22 protein-coding genes and 2 pseudogenes are annotated in these 23,510 nt (G+C 41.4%); 13 read left to right on the top strand and 11 right to left on the bottom strand.

Features of this window, described 5'->3' with window-relative positions; genetic code table 11:
* The 4 genes from L650_RS0118725 to queG form a co-directional block, all read left to right on the top strand.
* A partial coding sequence (locus L650_RS0118725) for an EamA family transporter (protein WP_029774047.1) occupies positions 1-167 on the top strand: 167 nt, incomplete at its 5' end.
* On the top strand, positions 164-865 hold the full coding sequence (locus tag L650_RS0118730; protein WP_029774048.1) for a glycerophosphodiester phosphodiesterase: 702 nt from the start codon (positions 164-166) through the stop codon (positions 863-865). The genes L650_RS0118725 and L650_RS0118730, both read left to right, overlap by 4 nt.
* Positions 866-1,225: 360 nt before the next feature.
* Positions 1,226-2,443: a methyl-accepting chemotaxis protein gene (locus L650_RS0118735; RefSeq protein WP_029774049.1), complete on the top strand. Its 1,218-nt coding sequence runs from the start codon at positions 1,226-1,228 to the stop codon at positions 2,441-2,443.
* 117 nt (positions 2,444-2,560) lie between these two features.
* The gene (gene queG / locus L650_RS0118745; RefSeq protein ID WP_029774050.1) at positions 2,561-3,694 is read left to right on the top strand and encodes a tRNA epoxyqueuosine(34) reductase QueG; all 1,134 of its coding nucleotides are present in this window, start codon (positions 2,561-2,563) and stop codon (positions 3,692-3,694) included.
* 30 nt (positions 3,695-3,724) lie between these two features.
* Here queG and L650_RS0118750 read toward each other — a convergent pair whose 3' ends face one another.
* From L650_RS0118750 to L650_RS0118760, 3 genes are all read right to left on the bottom strand, one after another.
* Positions 3,725-4,852: a PleD family two-component system response regulator gene (locus tag L650_RS0118750; RefSeq protein WP_024033288.1), complete on the bottom strand. Its 1,128-nt coding sequence runs from the start codon at positions 4,850-4,852 to the stop codon at positions 3,725-3,727.
* Between the two features lie 49 nt (positions 4,853-4,901).
* The gene (locus L650_RS0118755; protein ID WP_029774051.1) at positions 4,902-6,893 is read right to left on the bottom strand and encodes an ATP-binding protein; all 1,992 of its coding nucleotides are present in this window, start codon (positions 6,891-6,893) and stop codon (positions 4,902-4,904) included.
* Between the two features lie 110 nt (positions 6,894-7,003).
* Positions 7,004-7,495 (bottom strand): GNAT family N-acetyltransferase, encoded by a 492-nt coding sequence (locus L650_RS0118760; protein WP_029774052.1) that lies wholly within the window; start codon positions 7,493-7,495, stop codon positions 7,004-7,006.
* Between the two features lie 82 nt (positions 7,496-7,577).
* Here L650_RS0118760 and L650_RS0118765 point away from each other — a divergent pair, with 82 nt between their 5' ends.
* The 6 genes and pseudogenes from L650_RS0118765 to L650_RS0118790 all read left to right on the top strand — a co-directional run bounded on the left by L650_RS0118765 (position 7,578) and on the right by L650_RS0118790 (position 13,067).
* Positions 7,578-8,153, top strand: coding sequence for a glutathione peroxidase (locus L650_RS0118765; protein WP_029774053.1), 576 nt, complete (start codon positions 7,578-7,580; stop codon positions 8,151-8,153).
* A gap of 79 nt (positions 8,154-8,232) precedes the next feature.
* Positions 8,233-8,514, top strand: coding sequence for a peptidylprolyl isomerase (locus tag L650_RS0118770; RefSeq protein WP_004589432.1), 282 nt, complete (start codon positions 8,233-8,235; stop codon positions 8,512-8,514).
* Between the two features lie 55 nt (positions 8,515-8,569).
* Positions 8,570-9,148, top strand: a complete 579-nt coding sequence (locus L650_RS0118775; protein ID WP_029774054.1) for a glutathione S-transferase family protein — start codon at positions 8,570-8,572, stop codon at positions 9,146-9,148.
* A gap of 17 nt (positions 9,149-9,165) precedes the next feature.
* Complete coding sequence (locus L650_RS0118780) at positions 9,166-9,516, top strand: DUF2750 domain-containing protein (protein WP_004589430.1); 351 nt, start codon at positions 9,166-9,168, stop codon at positions 9,514-9,516.
* 153 nt (positions 9,517-9,669) lie between these two features.
* Positions 9,670-10,350 (top strand): hypothetical protein, encoded by a 681-nt coding sequence (locus L650_RS0118785; RefSeq protein WP_029774055.1) that lies wholly within the window; start codon positions 9,670-9,672, stop codon positions 10,348-10,350.
* A 148-nt stretch (positions 10,351-10,498) separates the two neighbouring features.
* Positions 10,499-13,067 (top strand): annotated as a pseudogene (locus L650_RS0118790) (M1 family metallopeptidase).
* A 65-nt stretch (positions 13,068-13,132) separates the two neighbouring features.
* Here the strand turns inward: L650_RS0118790 and L650_RS0118795 are convergent.
* Both L650_RS0118795 and L650_RS0118800 read right to left on the bottom strand, forming a co-directional pair.
* A complete protein-coding gene (locus L650_RS0118795) occupies positions 13,133-13,498 on the bottom strand; it encodes a hypothetical protein (RefSeq protein ID WP_004589427.1) in 366 nt (121 codons plus the stop codon).
* Between the two features lie 63 nt (positions 13,499-13,561).
* Complete coding sequence (locus L650_RS0118800; protein WP_029774056.1) at positions 13,562-14,434, bottom strand: hypothetical protein; 873 nt, start codon at positions 14,432-14,434, stop codon at positions 13,562-13,564.
* 116 nt (positions 14,435-14,550) lie between these two features.
* Here L650_RS0118800 and L650_RS0118805 point away from each other — a divergent pair, with 116 nt between their 5' ends.
* From L650_RS0118805 to yjjG, 3 genes are all read left to right on the top strand, one after another.
* A complete protein-coding gene (locus tag L650_RS0118805) occupies positions 14,551-15,450 on the top strand; it encodes a phosphoribulokinase (RefSeq protein ID WP_004589425.1) in 900 nt (299 codons plus the stop codon).
* Between the two features lie 63 nt (positions 15,451-15,513).
* Positions 15,514-16,056 (top strand): inosine/xanthosine triphosphatase, encoded by a 543-nt coding sequence (yjjX, locus tag L650_RS0118810; RefSeq protein ID WP_029774057.1) that lies wholly within the window; start codon positions 15,514-15,516, stop codon positions 16,054-16,056.
* Entirely contained in the window at positions 16,056-16,730 is a 675-nt protein-coding gene (gene yjjG / locus L650_RS0118815) for a pyrimidine 5'-nucleotidase (protein ID WP_004589423.1), read from the top strand. The genes yjjX and yjjG overlap by 1 nt, the downstream gene beginning before the upstream one ends.
* Positions 16,731-16,859: 129 nt before the next feature.
* Here the strand turns inward: yjjG and lpxC are convergent, their stop codons facing one another.
* The 6 genes and pseudogenes from lpxC to murC all read right to left on the bottom strand — a co-directional run bounded on the left by lpxC (position 16,860) and on the right by murC (position 23,474).
* Positions 16,860-17,771, bottom strand: a complete 912-nt coding sequence (gene lpxC, locus L650_RS0118820) for a UDP-3-O-acyl-N-acetylglucosamine deacetylase (protein WP_004589422.1) — start codon at positions 17,769-17,771, stop codon at positions 16,860-16,862.
* A gap of 106 nt (positions 17,772-17,877) precedes the next feature.
* Positions 17,878-19,108 (bottom strand): annotated as a pseudogene (gene ftsZ / locus L650_RS0118825) (cell division protein FtsZ).
* Between the two features lie 23 nt (positions 19,109-19,131).
* Complete coding sequence (gene ftsA, locus L650_RS0118830) at positions 19,132-20,364, bottom strand: cell division protein FtsA (RefSeq protein WP_004589420.1); 1,233 nt, start codon at positions 20,362-20,364, stop codon at positions 19,132-19,134.
* The gene (locus L650_RS0118835) at positions 20,361-21,146 is read right to left on the bottom strand and encodes a cell division protein FtsQ/DivIB (protein WP_004589419.1); all 786 of its coding nucleotides are present in this window, start codon (positions 21,144-21,146) and stop codon (positions 20,361-20,363) included. The genes ftsA and L650_RS0118835 overlap by 4 nt, the downstream gene beginning before the upstream one ends.
* A gap of 1 nt (position 21,147) precedes the next feature.
* Positions 21,148-22,068, bottom strand: a complete 921-nt coding sequence (locus tag L650_RS0118840; RefSeq protein ID WP_024033298.1) for a D-alanine--D-alanine ligase — start codon at positions 22,066-22,068, stop codon at positions 21,148-21,150.
* Positions 22,065-23,474 carry a UDP-N-acetylmuramate--L-alanine ligase gene (gene murC / locus L650_RS0118845; protein ID WP_411157029.1) on the bottom strand — a complete coding sequence of 470 codons (1,410 nt, stop codon included), beginning with the start codon at positions 23,472-23,474 and terminating at the stop codon, positions 22,065-22,067. Before murC ends, L650_RS0118840 begins: the two co-directional genes overlap by 4 nt.
* Positions 23,475-23,510: the final 36 nt, after the last annotated feature.

A 23,510-nucleotide genomic window follows, 5' to 3' on the forward strand; every position in this document is an offset into this window, starting at 1 on the left:
CAGCTACTGCGGGGTTAATTTCGTGCTTGCAGCCGCTTTACGGCACTTTGTTGGCTATTGTTATTATTCATGAGCGGCCAACGCTACTAACACTTATTGGCGGTGCACTCATAGTCAGTGCAGCCTGTTTTGAAACATGGTCTATTACTCAAAAGGCTAGAAAATGAAAATATTTGCGCACCGAGGGGCAAGCGGCAATTACCCTGAAAACACTAAACGCGCTATTTTAGAAGCGTTAAATGTAGGGGTAGATGGCATTGAAGTTGATATTCAAAGTGCGCTTGATGACTATATGCTCATACACGACTCGTGGCTAGATAGAACCACCAGCGGGCACGGTAAAGTAAGCGACTTTACGGCGCAGCAACTTAGTCTGTTGGATGCCGGTAACGGCGAGCAAATCCCCACTCTACAGCAATTACTTGATTGGAATAACAATAAAACATTACTCAATATAGAGCTTAAACATACCTTTGCGCTTGAAAAGTTTGCCACTATTTTAAACAACAATATTGCTAAAAGCGTTATTACTAAAGGTAATATTTTAGTGTCGTCGTTTGATCACCATCAAATTCACTGGCTTAAAAATAGGTTACCGTGGTTACACATTGGCGCGTTAACCTCATCAATTCCGTTAAATTATGCACAGTTTGCTCAACAGTTAAATGCGTATAGTGTTCATGTAGACAAAAGCTTTGTAAATAAAGCTTTTGTAGATGATGCCATAGCACGAGGCCTGCAAGTTTATGCCTACACCGTAGATAGGCCAGAAGACATGGATTTTATGATAAAAATTGGGGTGCATGGTATTTTTACTAATTACCCCGCTCGTTCTAAAAAATATTTAGCAAACATTATTACTTGAGTTAACGGTAACTTAGTCGATAATCTAGCTAGGGCGTGATGATCTTTGCGGATTGAAATTTGTTCAATCTAGGGGCGATTAAATCGCGGCGCGAGGCTTGTAACCTAGTGGGCTAAGTAAAAACCGAGCAAAGCTTCCGCGTCCTGCTCACGCCCCTTACCTACATCCATGTAGGCAACAAAGAGTTTATCGCCCTTAGGCAGAACCCAAAGGGCAGCGCATGTTTGGCATTTATGCAGCGTTATCGCCTATTTATGGGGAATAACCACACTTCATAGGCTCTGCCTTGCCTAAAAGCCAAACATACTGCTGCAAATTCAACCATCAAAGGTCAACACGCCCTAGATGGGTAAGCAAAAAATGAGTGGTGTAATGCAATTTTATAATTATATTGAGCAAACATTTTTTTATACGCTTACGCGTAAAATAGTGGGCAACTTAAGCTTTGTTTTTTTGTTTCAGGCCATTACCTTATTTTGGTTATATCAAAGCTTAAGCGAGCAGCACAGTACTAGCGCATTTTGGTTGTTAACCTTGGTTATTGTAGCGGGCTTTGCCTTTACTATTTTTTATATGCGCTATTTAATAGTGCGCCCTGTAAAAGCTATGTGCGACACTTTAGTAAACATAAACCAGCAAGAGGCTAATTTAGCCGCCAACTTACCGCAATTTTCTTTTGACGAATTTAAAGAACTAAGTACGCAATATAACTTATTTACTAACCACTTAAGTGATTTACTAAGTACAACTCACGCCAGCGCTAAAGCCAGTGAGCAAAGTAATGTTGATGTAAATACCGCTATGCAAAATACGCAGCAGTTAAGTGAGCAGCAAACTCAGCTAAGCCACAATATTATTAATGCGAGTAACCAAATAGTGCAAAGCTTAGAGGGCATAGTGAGCAATACCGACAGCGTGCATAGCGTTAACAGCGAGCACTTAGACTTTGTTAAGCTTTCGTCGCAAGAGCTTGCAAGCTTAGTCGATAAAGTGTCGCTTATTGGTACCTTGCTGCAAAGATTTTCTAAAACGGTGTCTGGCCTTAAAGAAAACAGCGAAAACATTCGCAGCATTTTAAAAATGGTTGAGGAGTTTTCGGATCAAACTAATTTACTGGCACTAAACGCTGCCATTGAAGCGGCACGCGCTGGTGAAGCTGGCAGAGGGTTTGCAGTTGTTGCTGATGAAGTACGTACCTTATCGGTAAAAGTAAGTGGCGCAACCCGACAAATAAGCGACTTTATTAACCAAATGAATGAACTGGTTAACGAAACCAACCAAGAAAGTGAGCAGTTAATTAGCCACTCAAGTACCGCACAAAGCGCCATTAGTAATACCTCTGAAGGGTTTAAAACAATGCTAGGTGAGTTTGAACAAAACCAACAACAGCTACAGCAAATAGCGGATGCGGTGCATACGCTAAAGCAAGCGCAGCAGCACACTCACCAATCCGTAGAGCAAATTGTTACCTTAGGCGAGCAAGCTAAAAGCGCTATTGATCATGCACTAAGTAATAGCCAGCAATCACATGCACTTAGCCAACAAACGCAACAGCAATTAAAGCGCTTTGTGCAATAAGCAATTACAAAACAAAAGCCGAGCGCTATATTGCCTTAATATTTTAACTGGCAACATTCAACAGCGCTTTATAAATATGGTAAATTACGCAGCTAATTATTTAAGTGTGTAATGTGTGTGAGTAACTCAACCCCCAACTATCAACAGCTAGCAAAAAATATTAAAGCCTGGGGCCAAGAACTCGGCTTTAGTGAGGTGGGTATTACCGATATAGACCTATCTAAACACGAAGCACAATTACAGCGCTGGTTAGATGCGGGCTACCATGGCTCTATGGATTATATGGCAGCCCACGGCATGAAACGCGCACGCCCTGCTGAACTAGTCCCTGGCACCCAGCGGGTTATTTCGGTAAAAATGAACTACCTGCCCCCTGATGCTAGTTTTGCCAAAACACTAAAAAACACCGAAAAAGCCTATATTAGCCGCTACGCATTAGGGCGTGACTATCACAAATTAATGCGCAACCGACTAAAAAAGCTGGGCCAAAAAATAGAGCAAGAAATTGGCGATTACGGTTTTAGGCCATTTGTAGACTCTGCGCCTGTGCTTGAGCGCCAACTGGCTGAAAAAGCGGGATTGGGCTGGCGAGGTAAACACTCTTTATTAATAAACCAAGAAGCTGGGTCGTGGTTTTTTTTAGGTGAGCTTTTTGTTGATTTACCCCTGCCAATAGATAATGAAAACACGTTTGAAGGCTGCGGAAAATGCGTTGCTTGCATTACGCTTTGCCCAACAGGCGCAATTGTTGAGCCGTATGTGGTAGATGCACGTAAATGTATTTCGTACTTAACCATTGAGCACCAAGGGCCTATACCTGAGCAATACCGTGCATTATTGGGGAACCGAGTTTATGGCTGCGACGATTGCCAATTGGTTTGCCCATGGAACCGTTATGGTCAAATTACCGATGAGCAAGACTTTCATCCCCGTACGCAATTAAAAAACAAAGACTTACTTGAGCTATTTACCTGGGACGAACCTACATTTTTAAAAAATACCGAAGGCAGCCCAATTCGCCGTATTGGACACGAACGTTGGTTGCGTAATTTAGCGGTGGGTTTAGGCAATGCCGATTTTAGCCCTAGCATTATTAACGCTTTAGAAAGCAAACATGAGTCTAGCTCGCAGCTAGTAAAAGAGCATATAGAGTGGGCGCTTGAGCAACAAAATAATAAACAACGAGAACAACTTCGTAAAACACAGCGCCTAATTAGAATTGTCGAAAAAGGCTTACCTCGTGATGCGTAAATCACTCAGGTGAGCCTTATTGTGAAAGGTTTATTTTTTAAGTAACAAAGATAAATCTTGTTCAATTTCAGCAAAGGCGGCTTTAACTTGTTTAACCGACTCTTCTCTGGCAATTGAATTTTGAATAGTTTCGTCCACTTTTTTATAAATAAATACCTCTTGGTCTTCATCTAATCCCATTGTGGGTATGCGCACTTCAAGGTCTTCTTGTAATTGCTTGAATACTTTTTCGTTACTTTCGCGGTTTTCGTTTAGTAACCCAATCAAGCCATGAAACTTACTATGCACTGTGCTGGCTACATCATTTAGCTTTTGCTGCTGCGACTCAAGCATTTGCTTGGTCATAATTGCACGTAACTGCTGTTCAGTCACACTGACAATAAAACAAACGTGGTCACGAATACGCCCGTGTTTATCTGGGTCGTGATCTGGCATGTTCAGAATTAACAAGCTAATCATCTCGTAGTTAACTAATATTCGGTGAGAAAACTCATGTAAGCGACCTTTGTTTTTAAGCATATCAAACAGCTCAATTACAATAGGTGAACACACTCCATTAAGGGCAAAGTGCTCTATTGTATCGCCATGTCTAAATTCAACATTACTTTGTAGGTCAAACGTTTGTAAGCAGTCTATTAAGGCTTTACCTAAATCTTGCGGATTATTAATAAAACCAATGTTTTCAATGTAGTTAACTATTTGCCCCATTTCGCTACTGTTTGCCATAGCGTTAAATGCCGTAGATGTTGCATCTTCTACTTGTTTTTCAAGGCTTTGCTTTTCTATTAATACTTGGTTTAAGTTTTTAAGTTTTGATTTAAGCTCATCATGCCCAAACGGTTTTACAATGTAATCCTCAGCACCTACTGAGTAACCTTCCATACGCTCTTCAACCGTTCCTCTAGCGGAAACAAACATAACAATTATATGCGCGGTATTCGGATTCGCCTTTAATGCTTTACACACTTCGTAGCCATTCATTTGCGGCATACTTACATCAAGTAAAATAACTTGGGGCATATAGCCTTCAACCATGGCTAAACACTCAGGGCCGCTTGTGGCAACTTGTAATTCGAAATCAAGATCTTCTAAAATTTCTTCAATAATTTCAAGGTTGAAAGGTTCATCATCTACAGCAAGAATTTTAGTTAAGGCCATATTTTCATCATCCAATTAAATATTATTTAAACATTAATTACACATATAATTAGCTATCTTGCACTGCTAGCTTATCATCGGCTAAATGCTCATCTAAATCTATTTCTAGGGGTACCTGAATCCTAATTGTTGCACCACCATCGCTATTATTACTTGCCGTAATTTCGCCTTGATGAAGCGCTACAAACTCTCTACAAAGCGCAAGCCCTAAACCAGTACCACCAGCACCACTGTTCGTTTTGCTGCTTTGTACAAATTTAGTAAACACGTGCTCTAATTCATCCTCAGGTATACCTATTCCATTGTCTACTACATCAATAATGGCGCTATCTTGATCAGCCATTAAGTTCACTTCAATACGACTTTTAGGTTCGCTAAATTTAAGTGCGTTACCTAAAACATTGCGCAATAGCTGATTAATTTGCTCTTCATCACACTGCACAACCACTGGCCCGGGTTTTGAAAAAACAATTTCAATTTCTTTTTCCATAGCCGTACCAGAGACATCATCAATACTGGTTTTTATAATGCTTTCTATATTGTATGGACGTGGGTTAAATGGAAATTTCCCTACATCCAATTTAGATAAATCAAGTAAGTTGTTTAATAACGACAGTAAACGCTCGCCGCTGCTTTCAATACGGGATAAATATTTTAAGAGTTTATCTTTAGCAAAATCGCCCGCTTCTAACTTACTCAAACCAAATCGAGAAAAGCTTAATATAGAGTGCATAGGGGTGCGTAACTCGTGCGACATGTTAGCCAAAAATTCTGATTTGCTTAAATTGGCAGCTTCGGCCACATTTTTAGCATGCTCTAGCTGCGAAGTACGAGCTCGCACTTGCTCCTCAAGTAGGTCTTTGGCTTCAAGGAGTAATTCTTCTTTTTGTTTTAAGTGAGTTACATTTTTAAATATAACCGCTAACGCAATTTCGCCATGGTGGTCTATTTCGTTAAACGAGCCAACCAGCGGAATATACCCGCCGTCTGTTTTTTGCAAACGTAGGTCGCTACTAAATTGGCGGTTACGATTGAGTGTGCTGATTTTATTTTTTATTTCAGCACTTGATTCCTCATCTAAAAATTCAAATACCGAAAAACCCGCGAGTTTGTCAAAGGGTAGCTTAAACAGCCTTAAGCAGGCATCGTTTGCTTCTATTACTTTGCCGCTGCGCTCAAATAACATAATGGCGTCAGGCGTATTTTTATAAATAACTTGTAGTAGGCTGTCTTTTTCGATTAATGCATCAACGGTATCTTGTAAACGCTCAACTAGCTCAGCGTTACGGCGTTTTAAAAGCTCTGTTTGCCACAATTTATGTACCGATTGCAGCAGTACGCTATCGGTTAGAGGCTTTATTAAAACATCTTCGACCCCTTTACGAATTGCCTCAATCATTGAAACTTGCTCAGGGCGTGCGGTAAACAATAAGCATCGGCAATCTGGCTGAGACATTTTAATAGCAGAAAAAATATTTAAACCGGTGCCATCTTCAAAGCTAAAATCGCTAATTAAAATATCTATACTGTTTTCATTAGCCACTGCCACCGCTTCGGTTGCGCTGGTTGCGGTTAGCGTTTTGATATGCGCCCCGACTAAATTACTTTTCATTTTTTCAAGGCGCTCAGGCATATGATCAACAAGTAAAATAGTGGGGAGTTTTAAAACGTGGCTAGAGCCAAGCTCTAAGAGGTTTTCGAGTAATGAGGTAATTTCTTTATTTGAAAAAAACGGATAAATAACCGTTGCATCTGGGACTAGCTTATTAAGCTCGCTAAATGCGCTAAGTTGCTCACCGCTTTCGGCTTTAGGGGCAAGTAATACACAGCGGTCTTGTGAGATTTTTTGAGCTAACGACTTTATTACTTCACACGGCACTCCGTAAGCACCAATTACCAAGTCATACTGGCTGGTGTTAGAGTATAAATCAATCATAGAGTAATGAACGAGCTCAGCCTCACAACCTATCAATTCTAGTAAAACTTTCACTCTCATTGCGATAACACTGCTGCTATCTACAATTAAAATTTTTCGACTCATTAAGCCACACTATCGTAAACACTTTATATGTTAATAGCGTAGCCTATAATTTCTTAGTTGGTATAGGTTGTTAGACTTAATTTTGATTTTTTTACCGATAAGCTCCACAACTATTTTGGTAGATGCTTACCGAATATTGTTAAACTGTAGCGCGTGTTATCCATTACCGCGATATGAGGCAACTCACCCCATACGCTAAAACCAAAGTGCTTGAATAACTTAATACTTGGTAAGTTGTGGCTAAATATAAAACCAAGCAATACATCAATTCCTAGCTGTTTAGCCTCTATTTGGGCAAACTCCATCAGCTTTTTGCCAAGTCCTTTACCTTGCGCCGCTTTGGTAATATAAATGCTCATTTCGACGGTGCCATCGTATGCGGGGCGCCCATAAAACGATTTATAACTTAGCCAGGCAAGTACTTGGTCATTTTCGCAATAAACATAAATAGGCCGTTTACCGGTGTGGCTATTAAACCACTCACGTTTGCTCTGTACCGATACTTCTTCGGTATCGGCGGTCACCATACGCGAGGCGACTGTTTCGTTGTATATTGCGACAATGGCAGGTAAATCTTCTATAGTGGCTAAACGTGTAGTCATAACAGCTTAATATTGTTGATCACTTTTGTGCATATTAGCGTAAGATAGACTAGTCAAACAATTATAAATTTAGGCGTTGAGTATGTTAAAAAAAACGATACTAGGGCTCAGTATTTTTATTACGAGCTTAGCTGCCCAAGCAAATGACACGTTACCCAGCAAACAACAGCAGCAACAACAATGTGAAGACTTTACAAATGTAGAGATACGTAAGCTGCGCTCAAAAGAATCCTTAAACTTATGCCAATTTAAAAACCGCCCTTTGCTCATTGTAAATACGGCTAGCAACTGTGGTTTTACATCTCAATTTGAAGGCCTTGAAAAAGTACACCAACAATACAAAGACAAAGGTTTAGTGGTATTGGGTTTTCCATCTGATGATTTTTTTCAAGAAGAAAACGATGAAAAAGACATAGCAAAAGTGTGTTTTATTAATTACGGCGTTACTTTTACTATGTTTACTACCAGCGAAGTTCGCGGCAGTGATGCAAATCCAATATTTAAACACTTAAACGCACAAACCAGCTCACCTAACTGGAACTTTTATAAATATTTAGTTTCAGCTGATCGCAAAACAATTAAACGCTTTAACAGTAAAGTAGCTCCTAATTCAAAAGAATTAATTGATGCAATTGAAAATACGCTACTCATCAATTAAGTTTATACTGGTACTGCGAGTTAAAACTAACTAGACTGGCTTTAATGGTTAAATACACCAACTTTAAACAGGAGATTTTATGGCAGTGGCAAGTGCAAGGCACATTTTAGTAGACAGCGAAGCAGAGTGCTTAGATTTAAAAGCTAAGATTGAACAAGGCGAAGACTTTGCAGAGCTTGCAAAAACATATTCAAACTGTCCTTCTGGTCAAGACGGCGGAGCACTTGGCGAGTTTGGCCCAGGTATGATGGTACCTGAGTTTGATAAAGTTGTATTTTCAGCGCCAATTAATCAAGTACAAGGCCCTGTACAAACACAGTTTGGCTATCACTTACTAGAAGTGACAAGCCGTTCAGAATAACGTTGACTTATCGCAACACAAAAAGCCGCTTATGCGGCTTTTTTTAGGAGCAATTATGAAACTTATAGGATCTAACCCTTCTCCATTTGCGCGCAGAGTAAGAATGTGGGCAGCACAAAACAATGTTGACTTAGCGCTAGTAAACCTAGATATTTTTTCTGAGCAAGACCGCCCTACCTTAGCCAGTAACAACCCAGGAAGAAAAATACCGGTTTTAATTGATGGTGATTTAACGCTAAGCGATTCAACCATTATTTTACGTTACCTTATCGCCAAGGCTGGTAAAACACCACTAAGCTGGTCGCAAGAGCACCTACTAAATATTATTAACGCCTGTAACGACTCGTTAGTAGAATTAGCACTTAGCAGACGCTCAGGGTTTGATACTAGCGACGATAAATTATTTTTTAATCTGCAAAACGAACGAATTGCACAAACATTAAGCTATTTAAATAGTCATTTAAACGATGATGAATTTAAAGGCTGTGAATGCCTTAACATCAGTTTATACTGCCTACTTGATTGGATTTGCTTTCGTGAATTAACAGACTTTAGCCAACACGCTGCTTTAGTCAGTTTTTATAACGACTATGGCACGCGTCAAGCTGCAGTAAGCACCGATCCCAGACTCTAAACAAATAAGGTAAACACATGAGCGATATTGAAATTGAATCACAACTAGTTAGCTTTGTAGAAAAAGTACGTTTAAGCGAGCAAGTGTGGGCGTTAGGTGGCGACGACGGCGGCTTTGTAGTGTGCGAATCTAACCAGTTTGCCGAAACGGATGTACTGCTTTTATGGGAAAGCGAAGACGCAGCAAAAGCCCAGTGTAAAGAAGAGTGGCAAGAATTTACGCCTGTAGAAATTAATTTAGATGAATTTTTAGATGAGTGGGTAGAAGATTTAAACGAAGACAGCGCATTAGTTGGTTTAAATTGGAATGACGACCAAGTGTGTGTAGAAATAGAGCCTGTTGGCTTAGCACGCGCACTTAGCGAATAACTGCCACTATAAATTAAATAGTGAATACAACACCTGCTTTTTAAGTGGGTGTTTTTGTTTTGTAGCTAAAAACATAAATACTAAAATCGATACTCGCATGTTTATCTGTTTTAAGTATAAAATATAACATGTCATTAATTTCAAGGGATTACGTTGAAAACCCATCTTGGCCGCCGCCCTTTTTCAGCAATGGAACTGCATACGCTTTATAACGGCTATATTTATGGCGACTTTAAAGTAGCAAGAGAGCAAGCAAAGCATTGGCATTTTTGGTTGCCTTTAATTGCCTATTACAGTGGCGCATATAGCGATGAAATTGGCTGCTTAACGCTTGACGATCTTGAGCTTAAAAATGGCATTTTATGTTTTAATTTTCATACTAATGGAAAAATAAAAGCACGCTTGGTTCCGGTGCATCAAGCCTTAGTTGATGCAGGGCTTAACGACTTTATTGCCTTTGTTAAAGCACATAATCACACACGTTTGTTGTTTGATTTACCGGCTAAGTCTGGCCGTTACAGCGAAAAAGTACGCATTTGGTTTACTGGTGAAGGTGAGCGTGCGGGTTATTTGCAAAAATGTGCCATTCCCACTGTTGATCAACTTGGTATGAAAACCGCCATAAGTAGCCTACGACTTAATTTTGAGCAACAAGTGCGTATTTACGCATTACAGGCTAATTCAAAAGACGCCTTTAATTATTTAATGGGGTTTAACGAATACCCCAATGATAAATTTGACGATACCGCCTTACTAAACAACGTAATACAGCAAATTCGCACCATTAACCCACAGCTGCATTGGCAGCGCTTTAAGCTGCGCCAGAGCCACTGACACTATTTGTTACTATTTTAAATCCAAGCAGCCACTTTATTAAATTACTCTCATAAAAAAAACTGCTAGGATATCTAAATCTCAATTTTTAAGGGCATAGAAATGCCTGTTTGAGTCAGTTTCTAACAACAACAATCTAGGGATCACTATGTTTTTAAAAAGCCTATTAACAGTAAGTGTTGCTTTAGCAATGACTACTGCCAACGCTAACGAGTTCGTTATCGAAAAGCTTGCTAAACCAAGTTCACAAAAGGTGTCGTTAACACTCGACCCAAGCCAAGACACCTTTACAGGGATGACAGAAATAGCCCTAGAAGTGTTAAAACCCACTCATTACATTGAACTTAACGGCGTGGCTTACGCTGTTAAAATGGCGCAGTTACTAGGCGATAAAAACTGCGACTTAAATAACGAAATGCTAAAAACAGAAAAAGTAAAATTTAGCTGTGATGAGCAAATTCAACCGGGTAAGTACACCCTAAAAATAGATTTTTCGGCGCCGTATAATCGCCAAAGTGTGGGCTTATACAAAACAATTGATCAGGGTACACCTTATTTATTTACTCAGTTTGAAATGAATGATGCACGCCGTGCATTTCCGGTATTTGATGAACCAAGTTATAAAATACCGTTTCAGTTGACGATTACAGCGCCAACGTCTCAAAAGGTTTATGCCAATACGCCAGAGCTTAAAACCACAGTTAACGGCGAGATGACAACGCATTACTTTGATAAAACGCCACCTATTCCTTCTTATTTAGTGGCTATGGCCGTGGGCCCTTTTGAAGAGCTTGAAATAAAAGACATGCCAATTCCAGGGCGTGTTATTACCCCGCAGGGTAAAATTCATTTAGCTGATTACGCAAAAGAGAACATGCCAAAAGTACTTGCTGCACTTGAGGCGTATTTTGGTATTCCTTATATTTATAAAAAGCTCGACTCGGTAGCAGTACCCGAGTTTCCTTTTGGCGCAATGGAAAACTCAGGCCTAGTAACCTACCGCGAAGATATATTACTGGTTGATTTAGCAGCTGCTACACGCAGTAAAAAACAGCGTAATGTGTCGATTATTGCTCACGAGCTTGCCCATCAATGGTACGGTAACTTAGTTACCATGAAGTGGTGGAACGACTTATGGTTAAACGAAGCATTTGCCAGCTGGATGGCGGCAAAGATTACTAAGCAGCTTAATCCAGAATTTGAATCTCACCTTGATTTACCACAAAACAACGTAATGGCATTAGATGCTCGCTTAAGCACTAAGCCGATTCGTAAACCGATTAAAACCGAAGCCGATATTATGGATGGNGCTTGCCTACAGTAAAGGCAGCGCTGTACTGGCTATGGTTGAAAACTGGATTGGTGAAGACGCATTCCAAAAAGGGATTCAAAGTTACTTAAAAAAATTCTCGTATAAAAACGCCGAAGCAGCCGATTTATGGGAAGCGCTAGGTAAAGCTTCTAATAAAGATGTTGCGAGTGTTTTAAAATCATTTATTGAACAGTCTTCCTTTCCGCTTGTAGATGTAAAACAAGACGGTAAAAAAATTACTATATCGCAAAGTCGCTTTGCTAATGCTGGTGTAGATGCACCCGCACAGCTTTGGAATGTCCCCGTTGGGATAAAATATGGCGCTGGCGATAAAGTAAAAACAGCCAGTATTTTACTCAATAAGCAAAGCCAAACCCTAACACTTGATTTTGAGCCACAGTGGATTTATCCCGATGAAGGGGCGCTAGGTTATTACCGTTGGGTAATGGACGATGCGCAGTTTGATTCACTAATAAAACATGCTCCGCAAGCACTTAATGATCGTGAGCGTTTAGCGCTGCTCTCTGCCACTGATGCACTACTTGATGCGGGTGTAATATCGGCGGCTAAGTTAATGCAAACCTTAGAAGTATTTGTGAGCGATGATCACCCTCGTGTTGCAAATACAGCGCTGGGCTACTTGGTATCGCAAAAAAATACCTTTAAAGATGAAAGCAACGAAGCGTTATGGCCTGAGTTTATTCGCAGTGCAGTAATGCCTGCAGCTAAAAAATACTCACTTGAAGCACAAGCTGGCGAAGACGGTGCAGTATCTCAACTACGTGCGGGTGTTGTGTCCTTACTAGGTTTTGATGGCGAAGATCAACGTGTGATCAGCAAAGCAAAAGAGCAAACGCAAGTGTACTTAAACGATCCGCAAAAAGTGGATCCGTATTTAGCAGCTACCTACTTAAAACTTGCCGCCTATAATGGGGATAAAGCCTTACTTGATCAATTTATGGCAACCTTTAAAACCACTAAAGATCCACAAGTACGCACAAACATGCTGGCTGCAATGGGCTTTATGGGTAAAGCGCAGTTACAAAAGCAAGTATTAGCGTACACCCTAACCGACGAAGTAACCGCATCTGATATGCGCACTATTTTAGCAGGTCAAAGTTATAGCGAGCCACGCCAAGCACTATTTATTGAGTGGATATACAACAATTACGACAAGGTAACACAAAGCTTACCGCCGTTTTTTGTGCCTAACTTACCGTACTTTACAACCGCGCGTTGTGATGAACAAAGTTTAGCAACCACGCAAGCATTCTTTAAAGATAAAATTGAAGAAACACCGGGCTACGCGCGTACGCTAAGCAAGCTCGAAGAAAGTACCCATGACTGTATTGCGCTTAAAGAGCGTGAACTGGCATCAGTTAATGACTTTTTAAAAAGCAAGTAAGCTTAATTAAAAGTAAATATGCATAATTAAAAAAGCCGCTGAGTTACTCACTCAGCGGCTTTTATTTACCCGTTAATAATCTGTGTTAGCTTGGCAATAAAGTCTTTTGCTGCTTGCTCTGAGTTAATTTTAAAGGCCACACCATAGTGAATCGGCTGCGCACTTTTGTGAATACGTGTAGGAAAGCGTGTCATCTCACTACTATGAAAATAACCTTGTACTCGTGTTACCTCATCAATTGTTGCAAAATCATCGCTAAACACCTCAAAGGCTGGGCGAATAATTATTTTGCCTTTACCCGCTTCGCTGTGGGTATAAATTGCTTCTTTAGAATTTGCTAACATGTACTCAGCAATGTTTTTAATTTTAAAGTTGCTTCTGCACTTTAACTGAATGAGCTGCTCTGTTAACTCATCTGCACTATAAGCCACGTGGTGATCCCTTTAATGTTTAATTGTGCATTACATTAGCCTATACGCGCTGCAAAGTCCGAATTATTTTACATCGCATACAAAGGCAAGTTTGTCGTTTTTATAACTCATTCGCGTTATGTTTGTCTCGCAATATGGGCTCAAGTTAAGCCATTGAGAAACCTCATCGCTGCCGCTTAAATTACGCATATATACACGGTTTTTAACCGCATAAGCCACTGTATTAGCATCTTTTAAAATAAAGTCTTGTACTTGCTCTGGCAATCTAAGTAAATCTTCTACCTGTTTAGATTGCGGGTTAAAGCTTGCTAAAATATGCTGATCATTTTTTGTGTAACTAAATAAAAATGTTGCGGTTTTACTGTTATAAATAAGCGTACGCCCTATGTTACTTGCTACCACCTCGCCTTTTGCCGCAGCAACCGAAGTATATTGCAATGTATGTGGCTCACCTAAAATAAACATCACTAAGTCGTTTTGAGCGCCCCATGCGTGGTAGCCAACAGGTTCAATCCAATCAAAAATACGGCTTGGTGCTTGCTCATTATCGAGTGGGTATTGCCACAACTTTTGTTTGCTATCTTGCTCTACCACAATGGCCGATAAACTTTGTTTTGAGGGCATAACAGTGGGCGAATATTCGCTCACTGGCGTATTAGTTAAGTTGCTTACTTGCTTGGTTGCTAAATCATAATAGGCAATATCGGTTTGACTTTGCTCGCTTGAAATAACTTCATGGGTGAAATAAATACCCTGGTTTGTTAAATAAGGTTGGTTGTTATAGCTGTTTTTGTCGCTCACTATACTCACTTGCATACCGTAGGGTGTATTTAAATCAGCAAGTAATATTTGGCTTTTAGGCATGCTAGCCTGCGCTGTAGCAAGGCTTAGCGCCGCTAAAGAGACTAGCCCAAGCCATGGTTTAATAAGTTTCATGCTTTCTCTCGTTTTATTTTTAAGCACCTCATGATAACGTTATTTGCCGATGGCGTCACTTGACCTAAGTCAGTCAACTCTTTATAACTAACTTGGTCCTAAAAAAGAGAAAATACATGTCAGCTAAACATCCTATCATTGCTATTACAGGTTCGTCGGGTGCGGGAACTACCACTACCACCAATGCAATTAAACATATTTTTCGTAGCCTCAACATTGATGCGGCTTTTATCGAAGGAGATAGCTTTCATCGTTACACGCGCCCAGAAATGGATAAAAAAGTACGCGAAGCACAACAAGAAGGTAAACACATAAGTTACTTTGGCCGTGAAGCCAATGACTTTGGCGCATTAGAAACCTTATTTGGTACCTACGGCGAAACAGGCCAAGGCAAATTGCGCCGATACTTACATACCTTTGACGAAGCAGTGCCATACAATCAATTACCGGGGACCTTTACACCTTGGCAAGATCTTGAAACAAACACTGATTTAATGTTTTACGAAGGCTTGCACGGTGGCGTGGTTGATCAAGATCATGATGTAGCTAAGCACGTGGATCTGCTTATAGGCATGGTGCCTATTATTAACCTTGAATGGATCCAAAAATTGATCCGCGATACGCAAGACCGCGGCCACTCTCGCGAAAAAGTAATGGACTCAATTGTACGCAGTATGGATGACTACATTAACCACATCACACCGCAGTTTTCGCGCACCCATATTAACTTTCAACGTGTGCCAACGGTTGATACGTCAAACCCATTTAGCGCAAAAGATATTCCTTCGCTAGATGAAAGCTTTGTGGTTATTCGCTTTAGAGGAATTGATGACGTTGATTTTCCGTATTATTTACAGATGATTGAAGGCAGCTTTATGTCGCGTATAAATACCCTTGTGGTGCCAGGCGGTAAAATGGGTTTAGCAATGGAGCTGGTGCTTACTCCGCTAATTAAAGACATTATTGTTAAAAAGCGTGCTCTTGAAAACCTAGCCCCTTTAGATATACCCATTTAGCCCCTCTTTTATGATTTACACTTCTGACGTACACTGCTGCTTTTGCTAACAGTGAGGGAAAACGTGTCGCACTCATTAAAAATTATTGTGGGCTCTAAAAACCCAGTAAAAATTAACGCTGCAAAACATATTTTTGCAATGTACTTTCCTAGTTATGAAATTGATTGCCAAGGCGTTGATGCTCCCTCAAATGTTCCCGATCAACCAATTGGCGAGGAACAAACCCGTATAGGCGCACAAAACCGAGTTACTTACTGTAAAAGCATGTACCAAGCAGATTACTACTGTGCAATGGAGGGCGGTGCAGAGCAATTTAGCTATGGAGCTGCAACCTTTGCCTATGTTGTTATTAATAATGGCTCTGAGCAAGCGATAGGACGCAGCAGTAACCTGCCGTTACCGCAAGTGTTATATAACGCGCTGCTAAGCGGAGAAGAGCTTGGCGATGTGATGGATAAAGCATTTAACACCCATAATGTTAAGCAAAAAGTCGGCGCGATAGGGCTTCTCACAAACAACCATGCCACTCGCCAAAGCACCTACACCCAAGCGCTTACCTTAGCTATGGCTCCTTTTTTACACCCTAGCCTTTATCAGGAAAATTAATGAAATACAGTTATGTACTGTTTGATGCAGACGAAACACTATTCAGGTTTGATATTTTAGCGGGAATGACCCGCATGTTTAAAGCGTACAACATTGAGTTTACCCAAGCCGATTACATCCATTACCAAAAAACTAATAAGCAGCTGTGGATAGATTATCAAGATGGAAAAATTAGTGCCGATTACTTACAAGTAACCCGCTTTAACGAGTGGGCTGTAAAATTAGGGGTACCCGCTAAGGAGCTAAACGATGCATTTTTAGATGCTATGGCACAAATTTGTGAACCACTCCCCGGCGCAATCGATTTACTAAATGCCTTAAAACCGCATGCACGATTGGGTATTATTACTAATGGCTTTGCACGTTTGCAAGCCCTGCGCCTAGCGCATACCGGCCTTGAAAATATGTTTGATTGGCTGGTTATATCAGAGCTGGTAGGCATTGCTAAGCCTAACAAGGCTATTTTTGAGCACACATTTGAGCTTATGGGTAACCCAGACAAAAGCAAAATATTAATGGTGGGCGACACTGCCTCTAGCGACATTTTAGGAGGCAATAATGCCGGTATTGATACCTGTTGGCTACAGCACCCAGGCGAGCAGTTACCAGCAGGCATAAGCCCAACCTACACCATAACTGAACTGGCACAGTTACCAACAATTTTAGCGCTTTAAGCTGCGCGTTAATTATTAAAAATTAATAGTAATTAGCTGCAACTCGCTAATTTAAGGCAAAAAAAATGACGCTATTAAGCGTCATTTTTTATAACTGTTTGTGAGCGTGTATTTTTAAAAAATACTAAATTAGGCCGTCGCTAATTCAAGGCCGGGTGCAGGCATCGTAACAGGCGTTTCAAATGTTGCCCACTCCCATGCTGACTCTGTTGCCATAATTTTGCGAAGTAACTTATTATTTAAATCGTGACCCGATTTATAAGCCGTTACTTTACCTAGTAGGTTATGACCTGTCATAAACATGTCGCCCACACAGTCTAATATTTTGTGTTTTACAAATTCATCGCTGTAGCGCAAACCATTTGGGTTTAGTACTTTAAAGTCATCAAGTACTACTGCGCTGTCCATGCTGCCACCAAGTGCTAGGTTATTAGCATGCATGTATTCAATGTCTTTCATAAAACCAAATGTACGTGCACGGCTAATTTCTTCAGTAAAGCTTTGCGCAGTAATATCTAAACCAATGCGCTGGCGGCTTTCATTAATGGCCGGGTGATCAAAGGCAATTTCAAAGTCGATGTGAAAACCATCATATGGTTCTACTTCGGCCCATTTATCACCTTCTTCAATACGTACTTTTTCTTTTATACGAATAAAGCGTTTCGCAACATTTTGCTCTTCAATGCCGCCTTTTTGTAACAAATAAATGAACGGTAATGCACTACCATCCATAATCGGCACTTCTGAGCTGTCTAATTCAACAATTAAATTATCGATACCCATTGCAGCAACCGCGGCAATTAGGTGCTCAGTCGTTGATAAGCGAACGCCATCTTTGTTAATTAAACAGGTACACAGCTGCGTATCACCAACGGCTTCAGGTGTTGTTTCAAAATCAACAACCGGATCAAGGTCGACGCGACGAAATACAATCCCGGTATTTGCGCTCGCAGGTCGGAGAGTTATTGTGACCTTCTCACCTTTATGAAGTCCAATTCCTATGGCTTTGACTACTTGTGCAATCGTACGCTGTTTAATCATAGGTTCGCTCACTTTTAAATCAGTTACAGTTAGACGGCGGAGTTTAACATAAATCCTTTTGCCTTTCAATATTTGTACATATTTCAAACAAAAGCATTAGTAAATGTTAATCAGCCTGCTTACGTAAAAAAGCCGGAATATCAAAATAATCTCCGCCTTCTGATTTATCCGCTTTTTTACTGTTTTGCGCTGATGAACTTGCCGTGTTGCTTGAGCTTGTAGATGGCGCTTGTTCTTTGCTTTCTACTTGCGTGCTTGGCGTCGTTTCTTCAGTGCTTGTGCCTTGGCTTGCAAAGCTTGGTACGTACATGCTGCTAGATTGGTTTGATGAACTTGCTACATCAGAACCTGATGCCTTTTTAAAGCCGTTATCAACAATACCAAACTGCGGACGACGATCGCCGCCTAACCCCGTAGCAACAACAGTTACACGTAACTCGTCGCTCATTTCTGGGTCAATAACTGCACCCACAACTACGGTTGCATTTTCAGACGCTAGCGCTTTAACGTGGTTACCCACAATTTCAAATTCTTCAATCGCAATGTCCATACCCGCGGTAATATTAACCAAAATACCTTTAGCACCGGTTAAATCAACGTCTTCTAGTAATGGGCTTGAGATAGCCGCTTCTGCAGCTTCTTGAGCACGATCTGGGCCTGATGCAGAGGCTGTGCCCATCATGGCAGTACCCATTGCTGACATTACGGTACGTACGTCGGCGAAATCCACGTTAATTAAACCAGAACGTGTAATTAACTCAGCAATACCTTGAACCGCACCAAAAAGTACGTCGTTTGCTTTAGCGAAGGCATCTAACAGTGTAGTCCCTTTACCTAAAACTTTAAGCAATTTATTGTTCGGAATTGTAATAAGTGAGTCTACAATTTCTGACAATTCGTTAATGCCTTGTTCAGCAGCTGCTGCGCGCTTTTTGCCTTCAAAGTCAAAAGGACGCGTTACTACAGCAACCGTTAAAATACCTAATTCTTTGGCAATTTTAGCAACCACTGGTGCAGCACCAGTACCTGTACCACCACCCATGCCGGCAGCAATAAATACCATATCTGCGCCTTCAAGGCTGGCACGAATTGTTTCTGCATCTTCTTCAGCCGATTCGCGGCCTACTTCTGGGTTTGCACCTGCACCTAACCCTGAGGTTATTTGCGTGCCTAGTTGTACGGTAATATCGGCAGCGGNCATCCGTATTTGCGGCTATAAAGCGCACGCCTTCTATTTGTTGTTTTACCATGTGCTCAACAGCGTTACCGCCGCCACCGCCCACGCCAATTACCTTAATTACAGCTTCTTCGCTGTGTTGTTCCATCATATCAAACATGTTTACTCTCCGACTTGAGTACTTTAAAACTCGCCTTGGAACCATTTAGTAATGCGGTTCCACCAATTATTATTATCCTCTGCTTTCGACTTTTGTGCATTCATCGATTGCATAGTGCGCCCGTATTGTAACAAACCTACAGCGGTTGCGTACGAAGGATCGTCTACGTAGTCTGTCAAACCAACTATCCCGATTGGTTTGCCTATTCTCACTGGCATTTGGAAAATGTCTTCAGCCACTTCCATTGCGCCAGTCATTTTAGCAGTCCCGCCTGTAATAACGAGGCCTGCCGCAATTTGGTCTTCTAAACCTGAGCGACGAATTTCTTCCATCGCTAATTCAAATAATTCTCTAAAACGAGGCTCTACCACTTCAGATAAAGTATGGCGCGACATTAATCGTGCTGGTCGCCCGCCTACACTTGGTACTTCTATGGTGTCTTCGTTACTGGCCATTTGGCTACTTGCACATGCATATTGTACTTTGAGTGACTCAGCATGTGATATAGGTGTACGAAATATTTTTGCAATATCACCGGTTACTTGATTACCCGCCACTGGGATAACCGAAGAATGACGTAATGCCCCGTTAATATAAATAGTGATATCCATTGTACCACCACCAATATCAAGTACCGCTACGCCAAGCTCTTTTTCATCATCGGTTAAAACCGAGTAACACGATGCAAGTGCGGTAAATATAAGCTGATCAACCTCTAAACCACAGCGCTCAACACATTTTTCAATGTTTTTAGCCATGTCGTTTGAGCAAGTAATAATGTGTGCACGTGCTTCCATACGTACACCGCTCATACCAAGGGGGTTTTTAATGCCCTCTTGCATATCAATGCTGTATTCTTGCGGTAATGCATGCAGCATTTTACGCTCGGCCGAAATGGGCACAGAGCGCGCTATATGAATTACATTTTCAATGTCTTCATCGGTTACTTCTGTATTATTGATAGCAACCACGCCGCTTTCGTTTTGACATTGTATGTGCTTGCCAGAAATCCCTAAGTACACTGAGCTAATACGACAATCAGCCATTAACTCGGCTTCATCTATTGCTCGGCGAATCGACTCAGACACTAAGTTTAAATCGTTAACGCCGCCTTTATCCATACCATGAGATACTTGGCTGCCCACACCAACAATGCTGAGCTTGTTATCTGCGGTGATTTCACCTACCGTGGCCACCACTTTTGAGGTACCAACGTCTAATCCAATCACTAGGTTTCTTTCTGCTGACTTAGTCATGCCTTACTCTTATTTTGTAATTGCTGTTCTTGCACAGGCTTATAGCTAACTGCAAGGCCGGTATCATAGCGTAAATCTATTGCATCTATTTGTGCATCTGCACGCTTTTCCATGCGCGGGTACACATCTATAAACCGCTGTACTCGCTTTGCTTTATCTTTGCGCCCTAAATTTAAGCGCACACCATTATCTAACCATAACTGCCACGAAAAACGCTCCGAAAGGGCTAAGCTTTTTAACGTTAATGCATTTACCTTTAGCATTTCGTCAAACTGCTTAAAGGCAATCCACGCTTCTTTTTCGCTGCCTTCTGGGCCGTAAAGTTGCGGTAAATCATTGGCGAGTTTATCGCTACTTGCTTCAAAGGCATCGCCACTTTGGTTTAGCAGTAAATCGCTATTCCAATGGGCTACGGCTTCGTGTTCAACTACGTACACTTGTATTGTATCGGGCCATTGCTTGCGTACCGATACGGTTGCAACCCAAGGTAAATCTTTTACCAGTTGCTGTACGCGTTTTACATCTAGCTCAAAAAAACTGCTTAAATCGGCCTTTTTTATTGCTTTTATTATGGCCTTTTCGTCAGTGTATTTGGGCTTTCCTAGCACTGTTAAGTGCTTTATTTGTGCATCTTTGTTCTCTACTAGCCAATCAGATACACCGGTAGTTATTTGCACGAGCCCAATCACTACCACCAGAAAAAAGCTCACACCAAAAATTAGCGACCAATTAAAGTTAAGTTGCTGTTTTAATTGTTGAGCTTTTTCTAAAAGGGGATGCATATTAAAGCGTTTGCCCCAAAATGCGAACAACTAATTGCTCAAATGTTGCCCCATTTGCTTTTGCCGCCATGGGTACCAGCGATTTTTCGGTCATGCCAGGGACTGTATTTACCTCTAATAAATAAAAATTCCCCTGCTCATCTTGCATGGCATCTACACGGCCCCAGCCGCTTGCACCCACTAAATCAAACGCCTCTAACGAGATAGCCTGTAAGTGCTGTGTATCTTGCGCCGATAAATCTGCAGGGCAATGATACTGTGTTGTATTTGATTGATACTTAGCTTGGTAATCGTAAAAACCATTTGGAGTCGTCATTTCAATCACAGGCTGTACTTCATCGCCTAATACCGTCACGGTAAATTCGCGCCCAGTTATCCACTGCTCTACTAATACTTGGCTATCAAACTTAAAAGCGTGTGTAAGGGCATCTTCAAGCTCTTGAGCGGTACTTGCTTGCGCCATACCTATGCTTGAGCCTTCGTGCGATGGCTTAACCATTACTTTTTTAAACTCATCCATAATGGCTTTTGCATCAAAGCCTTTTTTAGCATCAACAACTGCATAAGGCGCTGTGCTTAGCCCTGCAGATTTAAATAAATGCTTACAACGGACTTTATCCATTGCCAAGGCTGAGCCTAATACAGTGCTGCCCGTGTATGGCAAATTCATAAATTCAAGCGCGCCTTGCACTGTACCATCTTCGCCACCACGGCCATGCAAAGCAATAAAAACACGATCGACCTGTAATTCTTTTAGCTCCCACAAAGAGCGATTTTGCGGGTCAAAAGCAATGGCATCAACGCCGGCATTTTGTAGTGCATTAAGCACCGCTTGCCCTGAACGTAGTGACACTTCGCGCTCTGCTGAGTTACCCCCAAGCAGTACAGCTACTTTACCAAATTGCGCGTTTTCTTGCGTCATACTTCACCTTGCTTTAATTTTTCCACCGACATACCTGTTGCCGCTAATGTTTTAACCAATTGTCCTATATTACCAGCGCCTTGCGTTAAAACTAAGTCGTTATTTTGTAAGTTATCGGCCAGCACACCAGCAAGCTCTGCGCTCGTTGCTACATGTAGAGGCTCTTTTCCGCGCTGACGTAAGCTGCGGCACAGGCTTTTACTGTCTGCGCCAACAATAGGCTCTTCGCCGGCACTGTACACATCTAGTAATAAAAGTTGATCTACATCTGCTAATACTTTTACAAAGTCTTCGTATAAATCGCGTGTACGGGTAAACCTGTGTGGTTGATAAACCATAACTAAACGCTTTTCTGGCCAGCCTTCGCGTACCGCTGCAATGGTGGCAGCAACTTCTGATGGGTGATGTCCGTAATCATCCACCAGCATGACATTGCCGCGCTCATTTTCAAAATTGCCATAATGCTGGAAGCGTCGTCCTATGCCTTCAAATTTTTGCAGCGCCTCTAAAATTGCGTGGTTAGCAATGTTTTGATCTTTAGCCACTGCAATTGCCGCCGTGGCATTAAGTGCGTTGTGCTTACCTGGCATATTAAGCGTTGCACTTAAGCTTTCACCGCTTTTATGTGTCACTGTAAAAGTACAAGTACTTGCTGATTGGCTAAAATCGCTCATGCGGTAGTCGGCATCTTTTGACTCGCCATACGTGATCACAGGGCGACCAAAACGCGGGATCAGCTCACTTGCTACTTGCGAGTCTATGCACACTACGGCTAAGCCATAAAATGGCAGGTTATGAATAAAGTCCACATAAGTGTCTTTCATTTTCTCAAGGCTGCCGCTATAGGTTTCCATGTGATCTTCTTCAATATTGGTGATCACCGATACCATAGGCTGTAAATGCAAAAACGATGCATCGCTTTCATCTGCCTCAGCAATTAAAAAGTCGCTCTTGCCCACTTTTGCGTTACTGCCCGCGCTATTTAATAAGCCACCAATAATAAAAGTAGGATCAAGCCCTGCCTGAGCATAAATGCTGGCAATTAAACTGGTTGTTGTGGTTTTACCATGTGTGCCCGCAATGGCAATGCCATGGCGAAAACGCATTAATTCGGCAAGCATTTCTGCACGGCGAACTACCGGTATACGCGCTGCTTTTGCAGCAATAATCTCAGGGTTTGTTTCGTCAATAGCACTTGAAACAACAACTACATTGGCATCTTTTACGTTGTTTTCGTGATGGCCTATAAATACTTCTGCACCGGCTTTAATTAAGCGTTCGGTCATTGCGCTGTGCGCTATATCTGAGCCTGTAATGCGGTAGCCTTCAAAAGCCAGTACTTCAGCAATGCCGCCCATACCCGCACCACCAATACCAATAAAATGGATGGTTTCTATTCGACGCATAGCAGGTCGAGTTTGTTGTTCTTGTATTGACTTATC

This window comes from Pseudoalteromonas sp. TB51, assembly GCF_000498055.1.
Lineage (GTDB): Bacteria > Pseudomonadota > Gammaproteobacteria > Enterobacterales > Alteromonadaceae > Pseudoalteromonas > Pseudoalteromonas atlantica.